This window comes from Sphingomonas aerophila (assembly GCF_014199305.1).
GTDB lineage: Bacteria > Pseudomonadota > Alphaproteobacteria > Sphingomonadales > Sphingomonadaceae > Sphingomonas > Sphingomonas aerophila.
The window spans coordinates 17041-40070 of the sequence record NZ_JACIJK010000002.1; the positions used below are offsets into that span (position 1 = coordinate 17041).

General features: G+C 65.5%; 21 protein-coding genes and 1 tRNA gene. 14 read left to right on the plus strand and 8 right to left on the minus strand.

The genetic code is table 11. The annotated features are described in order from the left end of the window. Positions 1–47: 47 nt before the first annotated feature. Together FHS94_RS02850 and trmFO are read left to right on the plus strand one after the other, a co-directional pair. Positions 48–644 (plus strand): acetate uptake transporter, encoded by a 597-nt coding sequence (locus tag FHS94_RS02850; RefSeq protein ID WP_184054498.1) that lies wholly within the window; start codon positions 48–50, stop codon positions 642–644. Positions 645–726: 82 nt separating this feature from the next. Continuing rightward, positions 727–2034 (plus strand): methylenetetrahydrofolate--tRNA-(uracil(54)-C(5))-methyltransferase (FADH(2)-oxidizing) TrmFO, encoded by a 1308-nt coding sequence (gene trmFO, locus FHS94_RS02855; RefSeq protein WP_246348330.1) that lies wholly within the window; start codon positions 727–729, stop codon positions 2032–2034. Here trmFO and FHS94_RS02860 read toward each other — a convergent pair. The 4 genes from FHS94_RS02860 to FHS94_RS02875 all read right to left on the minus strand — a co-directional run bounded on the left by FHS94_RS02860 (position 2031) and on the right by FHS94_RS02875 (position 6233). Next, on the minus strand, positions 2031–2510 hold the full coding sequence (locus FHS94_RS02860; RefSeq protein WP_184055243.1) for an EF-hand domain-containing protein: 480 nt from the start codon (positions 2508–2510) through the stop codon (positions 2031–2033). The two genes, trmFO and FHS94_RS02860, sit on opposite strands and share 4 nt — an antisense overlap. A gap of 37 nt (positions 2511–2547) precedes the next feature. Further along, positions 2548–3759, minus strand: a complete 1212-nt coding sequence (locus tag FHS94_RS02865) for an SAM-dependent methyltransferase (protein ID WP_184054503.1) — start codon at positions 3757–3759, stop codon at positions 2548–2550. A 29-nt stretch (positions 3760–3788) separates the two neighbouring features. Further along, positions 3789–5147, minus strand: coding sequence for a cryptochrome/photolyase family protein (locus tag FHS94_RS02870; protein ID WP_184054505.1), 1359 nt, complete (start codon positions 5145–5147; stop codon positions 3789–3791). A gap of 189 nt (positions 5148–5336) precedes the next feature. After that, positions 5337–6233 carry an arginase family protein gene (locus FHS94_RS02875; protein ID WP_184055246.1) on the minus strand — a complete coding sequence of 299 codons (897 nt, stop codon included), beginning with the start codon at positions 6231–6233 and terminating at the stop codon, positions 5337–5339. 71 nt (positions 6234–6304) lie between these two features. On the opposite strand from FHS94_RS02875, the gene FHS94_RS02880 reads away from it, so the two are divergent. From FHS94_RS02880 to FHS94_RS02925, 10 genes are all read left to right on the plus strand, one after another. Beyond that, on the plus strand, positions 6305–6805 hold the full coding sequence (locus FHS94_RS02880; RefSeq protein WP_184054507.1) for an RNA pyrophosphohydrolase: 501 nt from the start codon (positions 6305–6307) through the stop codon (positions 6803–6805). Positions 6806–6853: 48 nt separating this feature from the next. Then, positions 6854–7768 carry a DUF481 domain-containing protein gene (locus FHS94_RS02885; RefSeq protein ID WP_184054509.1) on the plus strand — a complete coding sequence of 305 codons (915 nt, stop codon included), beginning with the start codon at positions 6854–6856 and terminating at the stop codon, positions 7766–7768. Continuing rightward, a complete protein-coding gene (locus tag FHS94_RS02890) occupies positions 7765–8958 on the plus strand; it encodes a hydrolase (RefSeq protein ID WP_425506154.1) in 1194 nt (397 codons plus the stop codon). The genes FHS94_RS02885 and FHS94_RS02890 overlap by 4 nt, the downstream gene beginning before the upstream one ends. Further along, positions 8955–9974, plus strand: coding sequence for an arginine N-succinyltransferase (locus FHS94_RS02895; RefSeq protein ID WP_184054511.1), 1020 nt, complete (start codon positions 8955–8957; stop codon positions 9972–9974). Before FHS94_RS02890 ends, FHS94_RS02895 begins: the two co-directional genes overlap by 4 nt. After that, a complete protein-coding gene (locus tag FHS94_RS02900; protein ID WP_184054513.1) occupies positions 9971–11236 on the plus strand; it encodes an N-succinylarginine dihydrolase in 1266 nt (421 codons plus the stop codon). The genes FHS94_RS02895 and FHS94_RS02900 overlap by 4 nt, the downstream gene beginning before the upstream one ends. Positions 11237–11295: 59 nt before the next feature. Then, positions 11296–11526, plus strand: coding sequence for a hypothetical protein (locus FHS94_RS02905; RefSeq protein WP_184055250.1), 231 nt, complete (start codon positions 11296–11298; stop codon positions 11524–11526). Positions 11527–11582: 56 nt separating this feature from the next. Then, a complete protein-coding gene (cysD, locus tag FHS94_RS02910; protein ID WP_184054515.1) occupies positions 11583–12482 on the plus strand; it encodes a sulfate adenylyltransferase subunit CysD in 900 nt (299 codons plus the stop codon). 2 nt (positions 12483–12484) lie between these two features. Beyond that, positions 12485–14401, plus strand: a complete 1917-nt coding sequence (gene cysN, locus FHS94_RS02915) for a sulfate adenylyltransferase subunit CysN (protein WP_184054517.1) — start codon at positions 12485–12487, stop codon at positions 14399–14401. Continuing rightward, positions 14391–15131 (plus strand): 3'(2'),5'-bisphosphate nucleotidase CysQ, encoded by a 741-nt coding sequence (locus FHS94_RS02920; protein ID WP_184054519.1) that lies wholly within the window; start codon positions 14391–14393, stop codon positions 15129–15131. The genes cysN and FHS94_RS02920 overlap by 11 nt, the downstream gene beginning before the upstream one ends. 403 nt (positions 15132–15534) lie before the next feature. Next, positions 15535–16350: a hypothetical protein gene (locus FHS94_RS02925; RefSeq protein ID WP_184054521.1), complete on the plus strand. Its 816-nt coding sequence runs from the start codon at positions 15535–15537 to the stop codon at positions 16348–16350. Positions 16351–16667: 317 nt separating this feature from the next. Here FHS94_RS02925 and FHS94_RS02930 read toward each other — a convergent pair. Further along, positions 16668–16744 (minus strand) — tRNA-Arg (locus tag FHS94_RS02930). Positions 16745–16828: 84 nt separating this feature from the next. Here FHS94_RS02930 and FHS94_RS02935 point away from each other — a divergent pair. Continuing rightward, positions 16829–17329, plus strand: coding sequence for a hypothetical protein (locus FHS94_RS02935; RefSeq protein WP_246348331.1), 501 nt, complete (start codon positions 16829–16831; stop codon positions 17327–17329). On the opposite strand, the gene FHS94_RS02940 is transcribed toward FHS94_RS02935, so the two are convergent. Together FHS94_RS02940 and hemB are read right to left on the minus strand one after the other, a co-directional pair. Further along, a complete protein-coding gene (locus FHS94_RS02940; RefSeq protein ID WP_184054523.1) occupies positions 17326–19536 on the minus strand; it encodes a spermidine synthase in 2211 nt (736 codons plus the stop codon). The two genes, FHS94_RS02935 and FHS94_RS02940, sit on opposite strands and share 4 nt — an antisense overlap. A 51-nt stretch (positions 19537–19587) precedes the next feature. Further along, entirely contained in the window at positions 19588–20577 is a 990-nt protein-coding gene (hemB, locus tag FHS94_RS02945) for a porphobilinogen synthase (RefSeq protein WP_184054525.1), read from the minus strand. Positions 20578–20645: 68 nt separating this feature from the next. On the opposite strand from hemB, the gene FHS94_RS02950 reads away from it, so the two are divergent. After that, a complete protein-coding gene (locus FHS94_RS02950) occupies positions 20646–21524 on the plus strand; it encodes a diacylglycerol/lipid kinase family protein (RefSeq protein ID WP_184054527.1) in 879 nt (292 codons plus the stop codon). Here the strand turns inward: FHS94_RS02950 and FHS94_RS02955 are convergent. Beyond that, positions 21521–22957 (minus strand): MATE family efflux transporter, encoded by a 1437-nt coding sequence (locus tag FHS94_RS02955; protein ID WP_184054529.1) that lies wholly within the window; start codon positions 22955–22957, stop codon positions 21521–21523. The genes FHS94_RS02950 and FHS94_RS02955 overlap by 4 nt on opposite strands. Between the last annotated feature and the right edge of the window lie 73 nt (positions 22958–23030).

Genomic DNA, 23030 nt, shown 5'->3' on the forward strand with positions numbered 1-23030 from the left:
CCTGAATGGTAGCGCGACCAACGCGCGCCACAGGAGAGGAACTGCCTATGACCGATGCCAGCGTTACCGTGCCGGCTGCTAATCCCGCCGCACTTGGGCTTGTGGCGTTCGGGCTGACAACCGTGTTGCTGAGCCTGATCAACGCGGGCGTGCTTCCGGCCGGGGGCGAGCCGGTCGTGTTGCCGCTGGCGCTCACCTTTGGCGGGCTGATGCAAATCATCGCCGGACTTGCCGAATTCCGGGTCGCCAACACCTTCGGCGCGACCGCGTTTTGCAGTTATGGCGCGTTCTGGTGGTGGTTTGCGCTGCTCTTGCTGTTCGCGGGCAATGGCGTGATCGACATCAGCAAGGCAGGGCCGACGGTCGGGGTTGCGCTGCTGCTGTGGGGCGTGCTGACGCTGTACCTCTGGATCGGCACATTCCGGCTTTCGCGGGTCCTCTTCGCGATCTTCTTGACGCTGTGGGTCACCTTTCTGCTCCTGGGTCTAGGCAGCATGACCGGCAATACGTCGCTTACGCACCTGGGCGGCTGGCTCGGGCTGATCTGTGGGTCGCTGGCGATGTACGGCAGCTTTGGCATCGTCACCAATGCCACGTTCGGACGTACGGTGGTGCCGCTGGGCGAGCGACCAATCCTGGGCTGAGATGGCCAGCCCCGCGACGGGTTCGCGGGGCACCCTTCCACCCGTGTTGCATCCTTGGCGGCGACCCGGCATGGCGCTGCGGATGCACGATATTCATGTCATCGGCGGCGGCCTCGCCGGTTCCGAGGCCGCGTGGCAGCTTGCTCAGGCGGGGCTGAAGGTCCGCCTGTCCGAGATGCGGGGCAGCGGCGAGCAGACCGCGGCTCATCACACCGACCACTTGGCCGAACTTGTCTGCTCGAACAGCTTCCGTTCTGACGACGCCGAGTCGAACGCGGTGGGCCTGCTGCATCAGGAGATGCGTGGGCTCGGGTCGCTGATCATGACGGAGGGTGACCGGCACCGCGTGCCCGCCGGCTCCGCATTGGCTGTCGACCGGGACGGCTTTTCGGCAGGCGTCACGGCCACGCTTGCAGCGCACCCGAACATCTCCATCGTGCGTGAGCGGGTGGACGTGCTGCCCGACGGGCCTGCCATCATCGCTACCGGCCCCCTCACCGCGCCCTCGCTGGCCGGCAGCATCGGCGCGGAAACCGGGCGTGACGCGCTCGCCTTCTTCGACGCGATCGCGCCCATCGTGCATCGCGACTCGATCAACACGGACGTCGCCTGGTTCCAGAGCCGCTGGAACAAGGGCGACGGGCATGACTATATCAATTGCCCGCTGACCAAGGACGAGTATGTCGCCTTTCACCAGGGACTGATTGAGGGCGAGAAGACCGAGTTCCGCGAATGGGAGCGCGACACGCCATACTTCGACGGGTGCATGCCGATCGAAGTCATGGCCGAACGCGGGGTCGACACGCTCCGCTTCGGGCCGATGAAGGGCGTCGGCCTGGATGACCCGCGTACCGGCCGCTGGCCATATGCGGTGGTGCAGCTGCGCCAGGATAATGCGGCTGGAACCCTGTGGAACATCGTTGGCTTTCAGACCAAGCTTCGCCATGCCGAGCAGGTCCGCCTGTTCCGCACCATCCCCGGGCTGGAGAACGCGGAGTTCGCGCGACTGGGCGGCCTTCACCGCAACACCTTTATTCGCTCGCCCGAGTTGCTCGACCGGACGCTGCGCCTCCGCTCACGTCCGTCGCTACGGTTCGCGGGTCAGATTACGGGCTGCGAAGGCTATATCGAGAGTGCCGCAATCGGCTTGATCGCCGGCCGCTTCTGGGCAGCCGAGCTTGGCGGCCGCACGCTCGCGCCACCGCCGCGCGAAACGGCCCTCGGCGCGCTGCTGGCGCACGTCACAGGCGATGCCGAGGCCGCGACGTTCCAGCCGATGAACGTCAACTTCGGGCTGTTCCCGCCGATCGAGGGCCGGACCAAGAAGGCGGATCGCAAGCGCATGTACACTGACCGCGCTCGCGCCGCTTTCGCGACCTGGGCCGCCTAGCCCTCGTCGTTGCGGACGGCCGGCGTCGCGGGCGGGCAGTTCACGCGTGGACGCGCCTTCCGCTTGGGCGCGGTGGTCGCAAATTCGGTTCGGGTCACGGAGCCTGATTTGTCCGCATCGGCGCCGGTGAACTTGGTCACCGTTTTGGCAGCCCATTCGTCGAAGGACAGCCGCCCGTCGCCATTGGTGTCCAGCTTCGCGTAAGCCTTGCGGCGCTGGAGAAGATACTCGTCCCGGGTAATCCGGCCGTCCCGATCCTTGTCATAGCGGTCGAACCGCTTCTCCTCGCGAGCGCGCTGCGAGGCTTCAGGCGCGGCGTCCGGCAGCGGGTCATCACCGGCGGCAGCAGCTTGCGCCGGCACGGAGAGGGGTTGCTCGGGAAGCACAGGATCCGGCCGGGCCCGCGCGTTGAACAACACCAGACCCGCTGCCACCATCAGCAGCGCTGCCGCTGCGCCCGCCACGTATCGCCACATCACCCGTCCCCCTTGATCTTTGGCCAGCCCGGCCGGCTCAATCGCCCTTGACCAGCGTCACCTGCGCGACATCGATACCGCCGCCCCGAAAGCCGCCCTCGCAGTACATCAGGTAAAAGCGCCAACGATCGCGAAAGCGCTTGTCGAGCCGGGCGGGCAAGCGTCCCTCCCGGTCGGCAATGTCGAAACGTTCGCGCCAGCGGCGGAGCGTCTCGGCATAGTCCAGCCCGAAGCCGTGCCGATCGCGCCACTGCAAGCCGCGGGCCCCCGCCAGTGCCCGAAATCGACTTTCCGAAATGAGCATGCCGCCTGGAAATATGTACTGCTGGATGAAGTCGACATTGTCGGCATAGGCGCGAAACGTGTCGTCCGCGATCGAGATCAGCTGGATTGCCGCACGGCCGCCAGGCTTCAAACATCGCGCGATCGTGTCGAGATAGGCAGGCCAATATTCCTCACCCACCGCTTCAACCATCTCGATCGAGGCAATCGCGTCATAGCGGCCGCGCTCATCCCGATAATCAGTGAGTGAGACCGTGACCCCGGCCAGCTGCTGGCGCGCCATGCGGTCTTCGACGAAACGGGCCTGCTCGCGCGAGAGGGTGAGGCCGTGAACGTGCACGCCAGCACGCGCTGCAGCTTCGGCGAAGCTGCCCCAGCCGCAGCCGATTTCCAGCACTGTGTCGCCCGGTCTGGCGCCCGTACGCTCCAGGATGGCGGCCAGCTTGCGGTGCTGCGCCTGCTCAAGTGGTTCGGAAGGGTCGGCGAACAAGGCGCTGGAATACGTCAGCGTGTCGTCCAGCCACGCGGCGTAAAAGTCATTCCCGAGATCGTAATGCGCCTCGATATTCTCGCGTGCCTGGGCCGGGTGGTTGCGGCGGCGCCAATGGTTCACCCGCGCGAGCCAACGCCGCGGACCGCCTGCTCGCGCCGTTGCGCCCAAGCTTACCCGGTTGCGCATGAACAAGTCGAAAATCGGTACCGGATCGTCGCTCGACCAGTCGCCATCCTCCCAGCCGCGATACCAGCCGATCGAGCCTCCCGTCACCAGCCGAACTAACGCACGCCAGCGATGCAGGGTGATCCGAGCCCTAGGTCCCGGTGCATGGCCCCCAATTAACCGCTGCATACCGTCGGGTAGCGTCGCTTCAATCGCCCCGGCGACCAGCCCCTTGTCGATCCTGGCAAGCACGCGCGCGCCAAACGCCGGCCCCACCAACTGCCCTGCCCCCATCATCGCGCGTCCCATGCCGGAGCGGGGCGGTTGAGGGAAGAGGGTCAGCGATGAGCGCGATTGGCGGCGAGCGCGCGTTCCCTTGCCTCGCGATGACCGATCATCTTCGGCGGGTAATTGGCGGGCCGACGGCCATGCTCATCCGGGTCATGTATAACAGCGTCGGGCAGTTCAGCTAGTTCCGGCACCCAGCGGCGAATATATGAGCCCGCGCCGAACTTCTCCGACTGGGTCAGCGGCGCCATGATCCGGGTGAACATGTTGGCGTCGATTCCAGTACCCGCGATCCACTGCCAGTTCACGGCGTTGTTGCCGTAATCCGCATCGATCAGCGTGTCCCAGAACCACCGTTCGCCTTCGCGCCAGTCGATGAGCAGATGCTTCACCAGAAAGCTGGCGGTGATCATGCGGACGCGATTGTGCATCCAGCCCGTCTTCCAAAGCTGGCGCATACCGGCGTCGACGATCGGGTACCCGGTCCGGCCGCGTTGCCACGCCCTGAGGTCGCTCGCAGCATGCGGGCCGGAGCGCCACGGAAAGGTCTTCATCGACGCCCTGCCCTCCTCCTCGGCATAGCGGGGCAGCGCGGTGGTCAGGCTGGCGGTGAAGTCGCGCCAGGCCAGCTCCGTGTGAAATTTCAGCGCGTCTGGTGCGTTCCTGATCGCGTCCCAGAGCGTGCGTGGAGAGATCTCGCCGAAGTGGAGGTGCGGGGAGAGTTGGGAGGTGCCCTCCTCGGCCGGTAGATTCCGCTGCTCCTCATACGCGGCCACCTTGGCGCGGAATGCGTGCGCCTTGGCCAGGGCAGCGTCCTCGCCGACCTGCCATCCGAAGCCGGTCGCCCAGTCGGGTTTCGACGGCAAAAATCCCCAGCTTGCCAGCGAGTCGCTGGCTGGCCAGTGTTTGGGCGCGGGCAGATGATCCGGCGCAGGCACCGGGTCACCGGGCGGCAGCTTGGGTTCGAGTGCTTTCCAGAACGAGGCGAAGATGCGGTAAGCCCCGCCTGAGCCGGTCGTAAGTGTGTCCGGGCGGATCAGGTGATTTCCATCATGCAAGTGCAGCGCGTCGCCCAAGGACGCCTCCGCCGCGCGCCACCAGGGTTCGAAGTGGCGGAGCGCATGGACCTGCGTTGCGCCGGTTTCGGCCAGCACCGCTGCGATCGTCGCGGCAACCGGGCCGCGGCGCAGGATCAGGCGGCTCCCCTTCGCTTCCAGATCCTGCGCGAGGCGGAACAGGCTGTGGTGCAACCACCAACGCTGGGCGCCGCCGATCCGCCACTCGCCCGGCCCCTCATCATCAAGGACGTAGAGCGGGATGACAGGCCCTTGTTCCGCCGCCGCGATGAGTGCGGGCTGGTCATGAAGGCGAAGGTCTTGGCGCAGCCAGAGCAGAACGGGAGCGGGCATGAGGTCGTTACGTCCCCGGCCCACTTGCGTTCCGGTGCGCGCCGACAAACCCGTGGCAGAAGTGTCGCAGGTTATCGCCAGCAACCTGCCGTTCAGATCGGGTGCGGCGGCTTGCCCTCTTTCCCATGTGCGGCCCACGCTTGGGAAGAGCGGCAGACGAATCGCAAACAGTCACGCCTCGGCCCAGGGCTATGCCCAGCAGGCACCTAGCGTCAGGATCGCACTTACGTGCCGCCTGGCGATCGCTTCCTTGTCCGAGCCGTAACCGCCGCCAACCGTGCTTGCGAGTGGGACGCCACGCGCCAGCGCAAGTTCCGCCACAAGCCGCTCACGACGGGCAAGACCCTCATCGGTCAGCGCGAGCCGGCCGAGTTGATCCCCCTCAAATGGGTCGACGCCGGCCTGATACAGGATCAGTTGCGGGCGCACGTCGTCCAGCATGGGCACAAGCGTTCGTCGGAGCGTATCGAGATACTCGTCGTCGCCGACGCCGTCGGCCAGCGCTACGTCGAGCGTGGAGCGCGCCTTTCGGGCCGGGAAGTTCTTCGCGGCATGGATGGAGTAGGTGGCGATGCCGGCTCGACCGGCAGTAAGGGCGGCGGTGCCGTCGCCCTGATGCACGTCGACATCGACGACCAGCAATCGTTCCACCGCGCCTTCCTCGACCAGCCGCACGGCCGACACAGCAAGGTCGTTGAACACACAATAGCCGGCGCCCGTGTCGGCCAGGGCATGGTGGCTACCCCCCGCGCTGTTGGCCGCGAACCCATGGCGAAGCGCCAGGCAGGCGGCGAGCCAGGTGCCGCCAGGCACGGCCTGAGCCCTGCGCGCGACCTGCTCAGTCACTGGAAACCCGATGCGGCGCTCCTTTTCGGCCGGCACGGCGGCCGACAGGACCTGCGCAACATAGGCGGGGTCGTGCACCTCCTCCAACCAGTGTGGGGGCATGGGGTCGGGCACGTGCCAGACGATCGGCACGCCGCTGTCGTTCAGCATGTCACGGATCAGGCCGTTCTTGCTGGATTGGGCCCTGGCGCGGGGATCGGGAGCGGCGACGTAATCGGGGTGGTGGACGATGGGGATCACCCCGCCTAGGTAGGCCAGCCCGGCCAATCGGCAATCCGCCACGGCCCGTTCCGAGCTGCGAGCCGATCCGAATGACTGACCCGGCCACCCTTCCCTACCGCCCCTGCGCCGGGGTGATGCTGGTCAACCGATCGGGCCAGGTCTTTGTCGGGCAGCGGCTCGATTCGACGTTGGAGGCCTGGCAAATGCCCCAGGGCGGCATCGATCCGGGCGAGGACGCACGTGCGGCCGCCATTCGTGAGTTGGGCGAGGAAACCGGCGTCACGCCCGAACAGGTAGAGCTGATCGCCGAAGCACCGAACGAACTATTCTATGATCTGCCCGACGAGCTGATCGGCAAGGTCTGGAAGGGGAAATGGCGTGGCCAGCGCCAGCGCTGGTTCCTGTTCCGCTTCAACGGTCGTGACAGCGACATCAACATACGCACAGCGCATCCCGAGTTCCGGGCGTGGCGGTGGACCGACCCGGCCGAGCTTCCTGCCACCGTGGTGCCATTCAAGCGCAAGCTCTATGAGGATGTACTCGCGGCCTTCGCAGGCCACCTGCCCCCGTCGCCGAAACCGCACGCGTGATCGGTCGCACTCTTCCGCACGCCAGCGCCGGGCGTTAACGGCTTTCCCATGCCGCTGCTGCTCGCCGCCCTGTTAACCGCCGCCGTCGTTCCCGACGACAAGCCGGCCCAGGCGCGATGGTCCGACCAAGCCATACCCGAGTCGATCCGCGCGATGCTCGACGCCGCGCTTGCCGGGGGTAACGATGGCGAGATCAACACGATCGTGAAACTCGCTCGTACGGCAGACCCGGCGAGCGGCGATGCCGTGTTGAAGATTGCACAGGATTGGCGCGCGGATAGGGAAAAGCAGCGGCGCGCGGTAATCATGGATGCAGGTTTCCTGCACCTGTGGCGCGGTCGGTTGGAGGTGGGCGGGTTCCTGACCACGGGCAATTCGGACACCTCGGGCCTAAGCGCGGTCGCCGACCTGTCCCGCGAAGGGCTGCGCTGGCGTCACAAGCTGCGCGGCCAGATCGACTATCAGTCCAACCTCGGCGTCACCACGCGCGAACATTACATGGCGAGCTACGAACCGAACTTCAAAATTGACGATCGCGCCTATGTGTACGGGCAGGCGCAATATGAGAGCGACCGGTTCCTGGGCTTCTACGATCGCGCCTCGGCCTCCGTCGGTGCAGGCTATAGCGCGATCAAGTCGCCCTCGCTGACGCTCGACCTGGAGCTGGGGCCCGCGTTTCGGTACACCAACTTCACTGACGCCAACCGAACGAGTGAGTTGGCGACGCGTGGCTCGCTGGACGTCGCGTGGCGGATCACGAATGCCTTGTCAGTCCGCGAAACCGCGTCTGCATATGTCCAGCGGGTAAACTCCACGATCAGCACGAAGACGGCGCTGAACGCCAAGCTGCTGGGCCCGCTGTCGGCGCAATTGTCGTACAACGTCCAATATGAGAGCGATCCGCCGCTGGGCTCCGTGTCGACGGACACCACCACCCGCGCGTCGCTGGTGTACGCCTTTTGAGCGAGCTGACGCCACGCGAGCAGGAAGCGATCGCGCGCATCGACGCGAGCCTGATGGAGGCGCGAACGCGATCCTGGGCGGCCATCAACAGCGGAACAGGCAACCTGTCCGGCGTTGCGCAAATGGGAGCGGTGCTTGCCGACGCACTGTCGGCCTTGCCGGGCGATATCAGCTTCATCGATCCCGAGCCGGTGACGCGGGTCGGCGCGGACGGGGCCGTGCGGGCCATCGAGCATGGGCGGCACCTGCGGTTGGCCGTACGGCCCAACGCGCCCCTACAGCTATTGCTGACGGGGCACATGGATACCGTGTACGGAGCGGACCACCCCTTCCAGGCTGTACGCGACCTGGCACCGGGGGTGCTGAACGGCCCAGGCGTTGCTGACATGAAGGGTGGCCTTGCCACGATGCTGGCAGCGCTGGCGGCCGTCGAAGCGGTCGGCGCGAACACGCTCGGATATGAGGTCTTGATCAACTCAGACGAGGAGACGGGCTCCATGTCCTCGTCCGCCCTGATTGCGCAGGCAGCGCGGGGCAAGCGGGCGGCGCTGACCTATGAGCCGGCGCTGGCCGATGGAACGCTCGCAGGCGCGCGGGGCGGCTCGGTAAACCTCGCCCTGGCGGTACGCGGACGCAGCGCGCATGCCGGGCGCAACCCGCTCGACGGGCGCAACTCTCTTGTCGCGGCCGCCGCGCTGGCGGTGCGGCTGGCGGATGCAACCTTCGACGGCCTGTCGGTCAACCCGGCCCGGATCGAGGGCGGCGGCCCCAACAATGTGGTGCCGGACATGGCAGTACTCCATGTCAACATGCGCCCGCGCGACGCGGAGGCGGCCGCGCGCGGTGAGCAGGCCATCGCGGAAGCCGTCGCCACGGTGTCGGCCCGCTACGAGGTCGCAGTGGAGGTTCATCCTGGCTCGCGCCGCCCGCCCAAGCCGCTCGATGCAGCCGCGCTGACATTGTTCGGCCTGGTCCGTAAGGCGGGCGAGGACCTTGGCATATCCGTCGCTTGGCGGGACACCGGCGGCGTGTGCGACGGCAACAACATTGCCGCGGCCGGCGTGCCGGTGGTGGACACCATGGGCGTGCGGGGTGGTTCGATCCATTCGTCCGACGAATTCGTTCTTCTCCACAGCCTGCACGAGCGCGCGGCGCTTTCGGCCGTGACCATGCTAAGACTTGCTTCATGAGCTTCGTGATCCGAGCGGCGACCGACCGCGACCTGCGCCCCTTGTACGAAATGGCCAAGCTGACAGGCGGCGGCTTCACCAACTTGCCGCCAGACCGGCGCGCTCTTCAGGCGAAACTGGACCGCGCGCGCGAGGCTTTCGAGCGCGAAGGCAATGGCGAGGTCGCGGACGAGCTGTTCGTACTGGTGCTGGAGAATACGGAAACGGGTGAGGTACGCGGGACCAGCCAGATCTTCACCCATGTCGGCAAGCGGCACCCGTTCTACAGCTATCGCCTGGGCACGCTGACCCAGCATAGCCGCGAGCTAGACCGGACATTCCGGGCGGAGATGCTGACGCTTACCACCGACCTGGAGGGTGCAAGCGAGGTTGGCGGGCTTTTCCTGCATCCGGGCGAGCGTGCGGGCGGTTTGGGGCTGCTGTTGGCGCGCAGCCGCTATCTCTTCATCGCCAAGCACCGCGCGCGCTTTGGTGACCGGGTTTTGGCCGAGCTGCGCGGGATCATCGACGAGGCGGGCGGATCGCCTTTCTGGGATGGGCTGGCGGGCCGCTTCTTCGGCATGAATTTCCAGGAAGCTGACCAGTTCAACGCGGTTAACGGGCATCAGTTCATCGCTGATCTGATGCCCAAACATCCGATCTACACTGCCATGCTGAGCGAGAGCGCGCGGGCGGTCATCGGCCTGCCTCATCCGAGCGGGCGCGCTGCCATGCGGATGCTGGAGAATGAGGGCTTCGCGTTCGAGAACTATGTCGACATCTTCGACGGTGGCCCAACCATGATCGCGCAGACAGACCGGGTGCGCTCGATCCACGATGCAAGAACTTCGACCGTCGTATCAGTCGGTGGCGAGACAGGGAACGAGTCGTTGGTTGCGGCCGGAACGCTAGGCAGCTTTCGCTGCACCTTCGGGTGCGTCTCTCCTGCTGACGGCGGCATTGCATTGTCGGCCGACGCGGCCGCCGCGCTAAAGGTCGGGCCGAGCGACACCGTCACCCATGTGGCGCGGCTGTGACGCTGGTCGAGATCAACTTCGACGGCATCGTCGGGCCGACCCACAACTATGCGGGGCTGAGCGTCGGCAATTTGGCGGCGACCCGGAACGCAGGTGCCGTTGCTCGCCCGCGTGCTGCTGCGCTGGAAGGGGTGGCCAAGATGCGCGCCAACCTTCGGCTCGGGCTGAAACAGGGCATCTTCCTTCCGCATCGGAGACCGGACCAGAGCTGGCTGGCGGCTTTGGGGACGTCTGCAGAGGCCGCGGACGCGCTCACCTGGGCGCAGGCGAGCTCCGCATCGGCGATGTGGGCCGCGAACGCCGCGACCGTTTCGCCAGGGCCGGACACGTCCGACGGGCGCTGCCACCTGTCCGTAGCCAATCTGGTCACCCTGCCCCACCGCAGCCATGAGTGGACCGAAACGTTCGATCAGCTTCGCCTGGCCTTCGCTGACGATCGGCACTTCGCCGTTCACCCGCCCGTACCACCACCCTTTGGCGACGAAGGTGCGGCCAACCACATGAGGCTTGGGCTCCGGCACGACGGCGCCGGCGTAGAGGTGTTCGTTTATGGCGAGCCCGGCGGCCCCTTCCCTGCCCGCCAGCACCGCACGGCCTGTGCCGCCATCGCGCGTCGGCATGGCCTGGATCCCACCCGCACCCTGTTCGTGAAGCAATCGCCGGAAGCGATCGCCGCCGGAGCTTTCCACAACGACGTCGTCGCAGTCGCCAACGAACGTGTCCTGTTCGCGCATGAGCAGGCCTTTGAGGACAAGGACCGCTTCTTCGCCGACTTGCGCGAACGCCTGCCCGAGGTGGAGATCGTGGAGGTTCCTGCCTCTGCCGTCAGCCTGGAAGACGCTGTTGCCAGCTACCTGTTTAATGCGCAGCTAGTGACGCTGCCGGCGGGTGGAATGGCACTGATCCTGCCGGCGGAGGCGCAGGAAAGGCCGCGAGTGGTCCAGTGGCTCGACCATCTGGTGGCGGGCAATGGCCCGATCCGCACGCTCGAATGGGTCGATGTCCGCCAGTCCATGGCCAATGGGGGTGGACCTGCATGCCTGCGTCTTCGTGTTGTATGCAACCCGGACCATGTAGATCCCCGTTTTCTGGTCGATGACGCGCGGCTGGACCTGATCGCGCAGGTGGTCACGCAGCATTGGCCCGAGGAGGTGCGATCGGCGGATTATCAGTCGCTCGGCGCTTGGCCCACAGCGCAGAGGGCGCGACGCGAGTTGTTGAAGGCCCTCGACATCGTCGACTTTCTTGACACCCCGGCGTAGTTACCGCCAGCTGACCGGCTAAAAAGCGCAACTGGCCCGGGGCTTGCTTGATGACGACCATGATCAAGCGTATCGGCCGATTGTTCGTCATCAAGACCAAGTTCGAGGCGTTCGTCGTCATCTATGGCCTGGCGCTCGGCGCGGTGGAGCGCGGTGTGCACTACCTCGACCAGTACCCGGGCTTTGGCGGCAAGCTGCTGTTCGCCGTTTGCCCGATTGCGGTGTTCATGGCCGGCGCGCGCATCATAGATTCGCTCGATCGCGAAGCTCGGGAACGCGATGGCTTGTGACCGCAACAGGATAAGTTGGTCGCACAACGGCGTGTGACCCTTATGTGACTTGCCTCATGACGAGGCTGACGCACCTCCAGCGGCTAGAAGCCGAGAGCATCCACATCCTGCGCGAGGTCGTCGCGGAGGCGGAGCGACCCGTCATGCTCTATTCGGTCGGCAAGGACTCGGCCGTCATGCTGCATCTGGCCCGCAAGGCCTTCTTTCCCGCACGGCCACCGTTTCCTCTCCTTCATGTCGATACAACGTGGAAGTTCCGCGAGATGTACGCGTTGCGCGACCGTGCAGCTGCTGCCGCGGGGATGGAGCTGATTGTTCACCGGAACCCTGATGCGGACGCGCAAGGGATCAACCCCTTCGACCATGGCAGCCGTCATACCGATTTGTGGAAGACCGAAGGGTTGAAGCAGGCCCTGAACGCGGGTCGGTTCGACGCGGCGTTCGGCGGGGCGCGGCGGGACGAGGAGAAAAGCCGCGCGAAGGAGCGCATCTTCTCTTTCCGCTCGGCGAGCCATGGTTGGGACCCCAAGGCGCAGCGTCCAGAACTCTGGCGTTTGTTCAACGCCCGTCACGCGCCGGGGGAGAGCATCCGCGTGTTCCCGCTGTCCAATTGGACCGAACTCGACATCTGGCAATATATTCTGGCGGAGGGGATCGAGATCGTGCCGCTGTATCTGGCGGCGCCGCGCCCCACGGTGGAGCGCGATGGTACGATCCTGATGGTCGACGATGACCGTTTCCGCCTGCGCCCCGGTGAGCAGCCGGTGGAGCGCTCCATCCGGTTCCGGACGCTCGGCTGCTACCCGTTGACCGGCGCGGTGGAGAGTGAGGCGGCGAGCCTGGAAGCGGTGATCCAGGAGATGCTGCTGACCACCAGTTCCGAACGGCAGGGCCGTGCGATCGACCATGACCAGGCCGCCAGCATGGAAAAGAAAAAGCGCGAGGGGTATTTCTAAGCGTGACTGCCTATCAGCCCGACCCACTCGTCGCGCAGGACATCCGCGCCTACCTCGACAGCCACTCCGCCAAGTCGATGCTGCGCTTCATCACCTGCGGTTCTGTGGATGACGGCAAGTCGACCCTGATTGGCCGGCTGCTGCACGATACTCGCGCCGTGTTCGCCGACCAGCTGGACGCGCTGGCGAGCGATTCGAAACGCATCGGCACCCAAGGCGACGCGCTGGACTTCGCGTTGCTTGTGGACGGGCTCGCGGCGGAGCGGGAACAGGGCATCACCATCGACGTGGCCTACCGCTTCTTCTCGACCGAGCGGCGCAAGTTCATCGTCGCCGACACGCCTGGCCACGAACAATATACCCGCAACATGGTGACCGGCGCCTCGACGGCGGATGCGGCGGTGATCCTGATTGACGCCCGCAAAGGGGTCCTGACCCAGACGCGCCGGCACAGTCGACTGGTGCAGCTGGTCGGGATTCGCCATGTCGTGCTGGCCGTTAACAAGATGGACCTGGTCGGTCATGACCAGCGCCGCTTTGACGCGATCGTAAGAGATTATCGCGCCTTCGCTGCGAGCATCGGGATCGCGGAGGTGACAGCAGTACCCGTATCAGGTCTGACTGGTGCAAACATCGTTGCGGCCGGCGGGGACGCCATGCCCTGGTACGCAGGCCCGACATTGCTGGAGCAGCTGGAGGCGGTCCCGGTTGACCTGGACCGGGCGGAAGCGCGGTCGTTCCGCATGCCCGTTCAGTGGGTCAACCGCCCGGACCTCGACTTCCGTGGGTTCGCGGGCCTGGTCACCGCGGGCGAGGTTCGGCCCGGGGATGCGGTGCGAGTGCTGCCGTCCGGTCGCGCCACCACTGTCGCGCGTATCGTCGCGCTGGACGGTGATCGCCCGGTGGCCCGCGCCGGCGAGTCGACGCTGCTGGTGCTGGCGGACGAGATGGATTGTTCACGAGGGGACGTAATCGCGGCCGCGACCGACGCCCCCGCCATTGCCGCCCAGCTTTCAGCGACCCTGGTCTGGTTGTCGGACGCTCCCCTGGTCCCTGGCCGCAGCTACCTGATGAAGCTCGGCGCGCAGACTGTTGCCGCTACCGTGAAGGCACCTCGCCATGTGGTGAATGTCGACACCGGCGAGGAAGTTTCGGCACCGACGCTGGCGTTGAACGACATCGGGGCGGTCGACATCCAGGCCGATCGGGCGCTGGTTTTTGAACCCTATGCCGAGGGCGCCGATCTTGGCGGCTTCATCCTGATCGACCGTACCACCAACGCCACCGTGGCCGCGGGCATGATCGATCGCGCGTTGCGTCAGGCGAGCAACGTTCACTGGCAGGCCAGCGAGATCACGCGCGACGCCCATGCGTTGCAAAAGGGTCAGACCCCCCGCGTCCTGTGGTTCACCGGGCTGTCGGGCGCGGGCAAATCGACGATCGCCAATCTTGTCGAGAAGCGGCTGCATGCGATGGGCCGTCATTCCTTTCTGCTCGACGGCGATAACATTCGTCATGGGCTGAACCGGGACCTGGGATTTAGCGACGCGGATCGCGCAGAAAACATCCGTCGCATCGGGGAAGTCGCGCGGTTGATGACCGATGCCGGTCTGATCGTGCTCACCGCCTTCATCTCGCCGTTCCGCGCGGAACGTGACATGGTGCGAGCCATGGTGCCCGTGGGCGAATTCGTGGAAATCTTTGTCGACACGCCGCTCGGGGATGCCGAGCGGCGCGACGTGAAGGGCCTGTATGCCAAGGCTCGCGCTGGCGAGATCCCCGACTTCACTGGCGTGTCCAGCCCGTATGAGCCGCCGATCAACCCCGAACTGCGCGTCGACACCACGCGTGAGAGCGCCGAAGAGGCGGCCGAGCGCATCGTCGAACATGTGCTGGGGATCTGGACTTATGAGCTCTGACGCTGCCCTGGCCCGCGCCGTGGCGGAGGAAGCCGGCAGGCTGCTGATCGCGATCCGCGATGGGGCAGAGGAGGCCGGCAAGTCGCTCGGCGATCGCGGTGACCGCGAAGCGAATGCGCTGATCCTCCAGCGGTTGGCCACGGCACGCCCGAACGACTGCATCTTGTCCGAAGAGTCCTTCGACGACCGTACTCGCTGTGCGGCGCAGCGGGTGTGGGTAGTGGATCCGCTGGACGGAACGCGCGAATATGCGAGTGGGCGTGACGATTGGGCCGTGCATATCGCCCTCGCGATCGACGGACGCCCCTCGCAGGGTGCGGTGGCCTTGCCTGCAATGGGGCGCACCTTCTCGACCGATCGCGCCTGCCCTGCCCGCCCACCAATCGCGCCCCGACCCAAGCTGGTGGTGAGCCGCAGCCGCTGCCCCGACCTTGCCCTTAGAGTGGCCGAAACTCTTGATGCAGAAACGCTGACCATGGGATCGGCCGGCGCGAAGGCGATGGCTGTCGTAGACGGACGAGCGGACATCTACCTGCACGAGGGCGGTCAATATGAGTGGGACAATTGCGCACCCGCCGCTGTCGCATTGGCGTCGGGGCTGCATGCCTCTCGAATCGACGGCAGCCCGCTGGTCTACAACCGCGAGAACCCGTTGCTCCCCGACTTGCTGATCTGCCGCAAGGGTCTGGCAGACGCCGCTTTAGCCGCGATCCGAGCCGTTCGCGGTTAACACCTCTCCGACGTCCCGCTGCAGAGTAGCCAGCTACAGAGTCGCCCTGGTCTTCCCGTTGCCGCACGGCCCGCGCGGTTCACACGGGCCTGATACTGCGCCTGAGCCAGCACCCCCGGTCGCAGTATATCTCGGGTCCGGATCACCAAGTGATACAAACCAGCAAGGGTTTGACATGAGGGGCGTTGCTGCAGGGCCCGAGTTCGGCCCTTGGCGAGAGGCGAAGGCATCGGCGCAATGGGCATTCTTGAAATGTCGATTGATGAGTTGAGCTCTGGAAGCTTGCGGGCGGCCTTCACCTCGGGTGCTCATGCTGTGGTGATCTATTGCGGGGCCGAGGTGAAGCGGCTGTGGGCGGGATTGCTGGAGGACGAAAGGGAGCAATTGCCCTGGGGAAGCGCCGTTGCTCGACATTGCGCGCAATCACCATGGCAGCCGACATGTCACATCTACGCTGGGCGACCTCTACTACTTCCAGCCCGGCGAGCACGGTTACATCGCTCGCAAGCTGCAGTTAACCAAGAATGAGGATGGCGCGCTACAGGTGAAGCCTGACCAGTTCTGGCAAGGGCCGGACAGCTTCGTCACGCCGCGCGACACGCTGGATCATTGTTGCGACCTGGCCGCGAGGATCATGGACGCGCTAGGCCCGTCCGCCAGTCAGACACCCGCGTACAAGGTTGTGGTGCAGCGGTTGAAGTACCAGGCCAGCCACGCTGACTTCGACAAGCTTGCCGATCTGGCCCGCGATGGCCTGGGGAGGTGGGGTCGGGTCGGCTTCAACGTGGATCGTAATCGGCAGGATGCGGCCGGACCTTTTCGACGCAAGGGCTGGTCGGACCTGTTCGGCCTCTTCATGCTCTCACCCTGGCTATCCCGGCTTGCGCGTCAGGGGAACAGCTGGTTCGTGAGGTCAGACCCTTACCACCGCAGTCGCCTCGGGGATCGGGTCGTGGAGCACCCGCATCACGACGCGCGGTTCTTTACCGGCCTGTGCGGCGCCCGAGACAACGTGCGGACCGAAGCCTTTATTGACGGCGCATGGCAGGAACTGCCCGTAAACCTTGACGCACTCACCATTCTTCCAGGACGCAAGGCCGAAGGACTGTTCGGCCTGAAGCCGACGCTCCACCGGGTCGTCCAGACATCTGCGCCCGTGACACAGGCGAACGAGTCGGCGCGGACGACCAACGTCACGCTTTTGATCGGCGCGGCCTAAGGATTTAGATCGGCATAGGATTATCGAAGCGCCTGCACATCACAGCATGCGGACGCCCTGCAACGTGGCCCGCTTACCGATCGTACGGTGCTCAAGCGGTTGAGGTCACGCTCCGAGAAGCAAGATGGTGTGCTGGCGGATTCCGCAGGTCGCCGCTTGTACGCCACGGACCTACAGCGCGACACATGACAGCGTGCGAGCGGCTCCGCGCCTGCGTTACCGACTGCTGCTTTGTGAATTTTGGAGGGGCGCGGCAGGGGTAACCTGCCGCGCCCTCATTCCACCTTTCGCAACCTGCTCATTCGGCAGGAGGAAAGTGGCGCGCCCGGAACGATTCGAACGTCCGACCCTCAGATTCGTAGTCTGATGCTCTATCCAGCTGAGCTACGGGCGCCCGGTGGAGGTGGGCTGTTAGACTCGCTTTTGCCGCGGCGCAAGTCCGTTGCGTGACTTTCTTGTGGCTCGTAGAGCCATCGCCATGATGCGTCCCCTGTTGCTCGCCGCCATTGCCCTCAGCCTCACCGGCTGCGCGCACGAGGGCGGCAGTTTTCCGTCCCTTGCGCCGCGGGCCGCAGAGAAGCAGGGATTTGCCGAGCCAGCACCCCGTCCTGTCCCGACGGCGACGCCTGACCCAGCGCTGGACGCGCGAGTCGTGTCCTTGGATGCAAATCTGTCTGCCATCGCCAGGGGCGCGGCAGCGGATCAGGCCTTGGCCGAGCGGTTGGCCACCGCAGCGCGAGGGCGTCCGGTCGGCAGCGATGCTTGGCTTGATGCGCAAAGCGCGCTTGCCCGCCTAGACGACTGGCGGGCGCAGGTGTCCTCTCTTGCGAGTGACGTCGAGGAACTGGGAGCGGAGCGCGCAGCGACGCTGGCGCCCGGCTACCCGGCGCTGGATGCACTCACCGCCCGCGTGTCGGCCGAAGCAACCCGGCAGGGCGAAGTAATCGAGCGCCTGTCGGCGCAGCTGCCGTCAGCCTAGGGTCCCGAACGGATCAGCGGCAGGATCGAAGCATAGTCGTCCGTCCAGGCGCTCAGGCCCGCACGGGACGCCACGGGCTTCCAATCAGGACTGGAAAGCAGCAGTCGGTCCATTGAGCTCCTGTCCCGGCTCATGGCGATCCACCAGGAGCCAGAAGCTGCGTCCTCCACTCGCTCCAGCGTTCCGGGCCGATAGTCGAGTTGCATTGCCTGCCACCCTCCCGCCTGCGCTGCCGCGGCCACAACGGGCGTGAGGTCCAGGAAGCGGTTGGACACATGCACCAAGAGCAAGCCGGAGGGCCGGAGCACCCGCGCATAACCAGCAAGTGCCTCCCGGGTGAGCAGGTGCATCGGCACCGTGTCCGAGGAGAAAGCATCCAGCGCAAGGAGATCGAAGCTGCCAGTCGCCTCCCCGGCCAGGCGAAGCCGCGCGTCTCCAAGACTGATCTTAGCGTCGGGAGCGCAGCGGGAAAGATAGCTGAACTTCGCTGGCTGGCGCGCAATCCGGATTACGGCGGGGTCGATCTCGAAAAAGCGCCAGCGCTGGCCAGGCTGTGCATAGCAGGCGAGCGTTCCCGTACCCAGGCCGACCACGCCAATCGAGGCGTCCGGACCGTAAAGGGCGGGCACAAGAGACATGGCGAGTCCCACGCCAGATCCGGGCGCGTAGTAGGTCGTCGGCGTCCGCTCCCGCGCCACGCTACCGCGCAGCTGGATACCGTGCAGTGTGGTGCCGTGATCGAGCTCATGCACCCGATCACTGCCGCGAATGGTATAAACGCCGAAGTAGCTGCGGACCCGCGCGTCTCCCTGCCAACTGATCGCCAGCGCCTGCCATCCGCCAAAGGCCAGCAATGCCGTGCCAAGGAGCGCGGCATAAGGTAGCCGCGCGCCGAGTGTCGCCAGACCCGCAACAGCGATGAGCAGGAAGGCGATCCCGCTCCCTCGCCCGGCCGGATCAGGCGATCCGATCCGAAGACCAACCACGATTGCGATGGCAATCACGACTGCACCGAACGCGAAAGGTCGGGACGTCTGCGACAGCCAGAGGCCGCGAAGGCGCGCGGTGATATACACCTGTGGCACCAGAAGACCTGCGGCGAGGATCAGTAGCGGGTACTCATAGTTCCAGTCGAAGATCACGGGCGCGACCAACCCCGCCGCAACACCGCCTAGCGCTCCACCCAGCGCCGTGGCGAGATAGAACCCGGTCAGCCGATCGGGCGCGGGCCGGCTCCGGTACAATGCCGTGTGCAGCGCGACCGACGCCATGAACAACAGGGCTAGCGCGACAAACGCGCTGAGGAACGCATGCTTCTGGTAGCCGCCAACAATGATGCCGCCGAACAACAGGATGGTGACCGGCGCGATCCGGGTGAGCAGGTCGGCCGCGCCGCGCCGTTCCGCAAACGCAACCGTCCAACTGAGCAGATAAAGCCCCAGCGGCATGACCCAGAGGAGCGGGATCGCGACGATATCGGTAGTGATGTAGGTCGACGTCGCCAGCATCAGCCCCGACGGTACCAGCGCCAGCACGATCCAGCGGAGCACGAGCGCTGAAGACGGCGGCGAACTCGTCGGCCTTGCATCAGGAGCGGCCGAACCACGGGGCAGCCGCAGCGCGCAGCCGGTGACCAGTACGACCAGCAACACAAAACTCGCGCTCCACATCCGGCTCTGCGCGGCCAGGGCCATGTTGGGCTCGACCAAAAGCGGATAAGCCAGGAGACCACCGAAGCTGCCGAGATTGGATGCGGCATAAAGCGCGTAGGGATCCTCCCCGTTGCTCGCCAAGGCACACCATCGCTGAACAAGGGGCGCCCCCGCAGACACCGCAAAGAACAACGGGCCGATCGACAGGGTAAGCAGCCACGGCGTCCATACGACGGGCGAAGCATCAGCCGGGGGCTGGCTGGCGATCAGGTTGATCGGCAGCCACAATGAAGCAACCAGCAGCACTGCAACGTGAATACCGGCCTGCACCCGCGGGCGGAGCCGCCCAATCATATGTGCGTAAGCATAGCCGGCCAGCAGCAGTGCCTGGTAGACAAGCATGGCCGAGTTCCATACCGCCGGTGCGCCGCCGAGCCGGGGCAGCGCCATGCGGGCAACCATGGGCTGCACCAGGAACAGCAGGAACGACCCCACCAGCACCGTCGGAACAAACAAATGCCGCCCGATCGCCCTCAGCACGGGCCGGTCAGACATTACCTGCGCGTCGGCTTTCATGAAGCGGGTAGAGCGACCCTGAAGGGCAGATCACCGGCCCAGCAGCCGCGCGGCATGAAGCGCATGATAAGTGAGGACACCCGAACAGCCTGCCCGCTTGAACGCCATCAGCGTCTCGAGGACCAGCGCATCGCGATCGCCTGCACCCGCTGCAGCCGCCGCTTCGATCATCGCATACTCCCCCGACACCTGGTACGCGAAGACCGGTATTTCGAAGCGGTCCTTAACCCGCGTGATGATGTCTAAATAAGGCAACCCGGGCTTGACCATCACGGTGTCGGCGCCCTCTGCTAGGTCGAGCGCGACCTCCCGCAACGCTTCCTCCGCATTGGCCGAGTCCATCTGGTACGTCTTCTTATCGCCTTTCAGCAGCCCGCGGCTGCCGACCGCATCGCGGAATGGACCATAAAAGGCACTGGCGTACTTCGCGGCATAGCTCATGATCTGAACGTTGTGGTGGCCCGCGTCCTCCAGTGCGCCGCGGATCTGCCCCACGCGTCCGTCCATCATGTCAGACGGGGCGATGATGTCTGCGCCCGCGTTCGCCTGGTTCAGTGCCTGGCCGACGAGGATCTCCGCCGTTGCATCGTTGATGACGTATCCAGCCTCATCGACCAGCCCGTCATGGCCATGGCTCGTATAAGGATCGAGCGCTACATCGGTCAGCAAGCCAACTTCCGGCACAGCGTCCTTCAATGCCCTGATCGCGCGGCACATGAGGTTGTCCGGGTTCAGCGCTTCCCGACCATCCTCGGTACGCCTGTCGGGCTCGGTGTTCGGAAACAGCGCGAGGCAGGGTATACCGGCGTCACGCGCCTCCTTGGCCCGGTCAACCAGCAGGTCCAGCGACCAGCGCGATACGCCCGGCAAGCTGGCGATCGGCTCCTCAAGCCCACTCCCGGCGGTTACGAACAACGGCCAGATCAGGTCGGCAGGCGTCAGCACGTTTTCGGCATGAAGCCGGCGACTCCAGGCCGTTGCCCGGGTGCGACGCAGACGGATTGCAGGAAAGCTCGACATGCGCCGGCCATGCGGGATCGCGGCACACTTGCCAAGCGTTGCGGAAGCGCAACCAATCGGAGCGCTACATGCCTGAGATTAAGAGTGCCGCACTGATCGTGAACGCCAAGTCGCGTCGCGGCCAGCGCATGTTCGAGCAGGCCCGCGAAGCGTTGCAGCACCTTCCCTGCCCCATTGACGCCCACGCCGTCGAGGATCCCGATGATCTGGAAGACGTCGTCCTGCGCGCGCTGGAGAAGAAGCCGGACCTCGTCATCCTGGGCGGCGGCGATGGCACGATCAGCGGGCTTGTCGACCTTCTCGTCGGCAAGAACGTGGTGCTGGGCGTCCTGCCACTTGGCACGGCCAACAGCTTCGCACGGTCGCTCGGCATACCATTGGACGTCGCCGGTGCGGTTGAAGTGCTTCGAAGCGGCCGACCCAAGCGGATTGACCTCGGCATGATCGACGACGATTATTTCGCTAATTGCGCGGCCATGGGATTGAGCCCCAAGATCGCAGAAACGGTGCCGCATAACCTGAAGAAGGTCGGAGGCCGGGCCGGTTATCTCGCGTGGGCGGCGTACCAGTTCACCCGCTTCAAGCCATTCACCCTGATCGTCGGCGAGGGCAAGAATGAGCAGCGGATGAAAGTCGTGGAGGTGCGTATCTCCAACGGACCCTATCACGGCGGCACGGAACTCGTGGACGGCGCCTCCATCACATCGGGGGAGATCGTGGTGCAGGCGGTTGTCGGGAACGTCAGGCGCAGATTGGTCAAGAACTGGGCGGCGAGCTTTCTGCGCCACAAGGCCCGTCATGAGGATACCCGCGACTTTCGCGGCAAGAGCCTGAAGATCCGTACCGAGCCGCCACTGCCCATCTCCATCGATGGTGAGGTACTGGCGACCACCCCGGTGACGGCCAAGATCGCAGCGGGGGTGATCGAGGTGATGGTGCCGGCCTAAGCGCCCGGATGCAGCGCTGCCGACGTGTCGCGATCACCCTGGGCCAGCTGCTCGCCTTCTGGCGGGATCGTCAGGGCACCTCTGCGCCAACGTCCATACCGGTAGAACAGGGCCGCCAGCACCAGGGTTGCTGCCGAACCGATCGGGAAACTCCACCATAGCGCGTCAAGCCCCAACACCGGCCGAAGCGCGAAGGCGGCGCCGAGGCGAACCGGGAACATGGCGATGAACAGGATAGCGAGCGGCCCCCACACCGACCCGTTTGCCCGCACGACCCCGAACAGGACCATCGTTCCCCCGAACAGGATAAATCCCCAGGTCGCGATCAGGCTGAGGTGCTGCGCGATCGGCAGTGCGGGGCTGGCCGTACCCACGAACAGGCTAAGGATGAGTCGATCGAAGATGAGCACCAATGCGACCATGACGCCGGTCAGTGCCGTGTTGGTGAGCAAGCCGGCCCTGGTGATCTGCGAAACCCGATCCCATCGACCCGCGCCAATGTTCTGCGCGGCCATCGCGCTGACCGCGGCCCCGATCGCCAGCGCGGGCATCTGGATATAGCCCCAAAGCTGGAGCGCGATGCCGAATGCCGCCGTCGTGTCGACGCCGTTGCGGTTGACCAAACCCATCATGGTCAGGCCGGCGGTGGATATGACCAGCATCTGCGCCCCGATCGGCAGCCCCTTGCCCACAATCGTGCGCACAAGGGCGGCGTTCGGCAACAGGTACCGCAACTCGCCCCCCTTCAGTCGCAACGGCAGATTGCGCCAATGTATGTACGCGGTCAGCGCGCCCACGGCGACAATGTTGGCAATCAACGTTGCGGTAGCCGATCCGGCAATGCCGAGCTTGGGGGCCGGGCCAAGCCCCAGGATCAGCACCGGGTTCAGGCCGCCATCAATCACCACCGACAGGATCATGAACCACAGCGGCGTCATCGAGTCGCCCGTGCCCCGCAGTCCCATAAACAGGAGCACAAGGACCATCGACGGCGGCAATCCGATGAAGATGACCCGCAAATAGGCAGCGGCTTGCGCCTGTGCATCGCCCGGCGTCGCCAGCGCACGCAGGATCTGTGGCGTAAGCGCCCAGCCGGCAAAGGCGACCACGAACGACGCACCGAGCACCAGACCGATCGCCGACCCGAATACCCGCCGCGCGCCTTCGATATCGCGCCGGCCCCAGGCCTGGCCGATCAGTATCGTCGCCGCCATGCCAAAGCCGAACACGGCCCCGAACAGCAGGAACATGATGTTGTTGGCGTTGGACGTGCCCGCCAGCGCGCTCTCGCCCAGAAAGCGGCCCACCCAGATCGCGTTGGTCGAGCCGTTCAGCGATTGGAGGACATTCGACCCGAGCGTAGGTAGCGCGAAGGCGATCAGCGTTCGCGCGGTCGGGCCAGAGGTAAGGTCGTGCTGGCCGGGCTTAGGCATTCGCTTCCTTTGTTACGCCCGGCACAAGGGGCAGCACCTGCCCGGCTAGCGCCCGTCCGAGCGCCACGGCGAG

Excerpts from the sequence above, each read along its gene's own strand:
- hemB (WP_184054525.1), bottom strand. The coding sequence starts at position 20,577 with ATGTCGAGCTTTCCTGCAATCCGTCTGCGTCGCACCCGGGCAACGGCC.
- trmFO (WP_246348330.1), top strand. The coding sequence starts at position 727 with ATGCACGATATTCATGTCATCGGCGGCGGCCTCGCCGGTTCCGAGGCC.
- FHS94_RS02860 (WP_184055243.1), bottom strand. The coding sequence starts at position 2,510 with ATGTGGCGATACGTGGCGGGCGCAGCGGCAGCGCTGCTGATGGTGGCA.
- FHS94_RS02955 (WP_184054529.1), bottom strand. The coding sequence starts at position 22,957 with ATGCCTAAGCCCGGCCAGCACGACCTTACCTCTGGCCCGACCGCGCGA.
- FHS94_RS02920 (WP_184054519.1), top strand. The coding sequence starts at position 14,391 with ATGAGCTCTGACGCTGCCCTGGCCCGCGCCGTGGCGGAGGAAGCCGGC.
- FHS94_RS02850 (WP_184054498.1), top strand. The coding sequence starts at position 48 with ATGACCGATGCCAGCGTTACCGTGCCGGCTGCTAATCCCGCCGCACTT.
- FHS94_RS02880 (WP_184054507.1), top strand. The coding sequence starts at position 6,305 with ATGACTGACCCGGCCACCCTTCCCTACCGCCCCTGCGCCGGGGTGATG.
- FHS94_RS02940 (WP_184054523.1), bottom strand. The coding sequence starts at position 19,536 with ATGTCTGACCGGCCCGTGCTGAGGGCGATCGGGCGGCATTTGTTTGTT.
- FHS94_RS02870 (WP_184054505.1), bottom strand. The coding sequence starts at position 5,147 with ATGCCCGCTCCCGTTCTGCTCTGGCTGCGCCAAGACCTTCGCCTTCAT.
- FHS94_RS02865 (WP_184054503.1), bottom strand. The coding sequence starts at position 3,759 with ATGGGACGCGCGATGATGGGGGCAGGGCAGTTGGTGGGGCCGGCGTTT.
- FHS94_RS02950 (WP_184054527.1), top strand. The coding sequence starts at position 20,646 with ATGCCTGAGATTAAGAGTGCCGCACTGATCGTGAACGCCAAGTCGCGT.
- cysD (WP_184054515.1), top strand. The coding sequence starts at position 11,583 with ATGACGAGGCTGACGCACCTCCAGCGGCTAGAAGCCGAGAGCATCCAC.
- FHS94_RS02895 (WP_184054511.1), top strand. The coding sequence starts at position 8,955 with ATGAGCTTCGTGATCCGAGCGGCGACCGACCGCGACCTGCGCCCCTTG.
- FHS94_RS02885 (WP_184054509.1), top strand. The coding sequence starts at position 6,854 with ATGCCGCTGCTGCTCGCCGCCCTGTTAACCGCCGCCGTCGTTCCCGAC.
- FHS94_RS02905 (WP_184055250.1), top strand. The coding sequence starts at position 11,296 with ATGATCAAGCGTATCGGCCGATTGTTCGTCATCAAGACCAAGTTCGAG.
- FHS94_RS02935 (WP_246348331.1), top strand. The coding sequence starts at position 16,829 with ATGATGCGTCCCCTGTTGCTCGCCGCCATTGCCCTCAGCCTCACCGGC.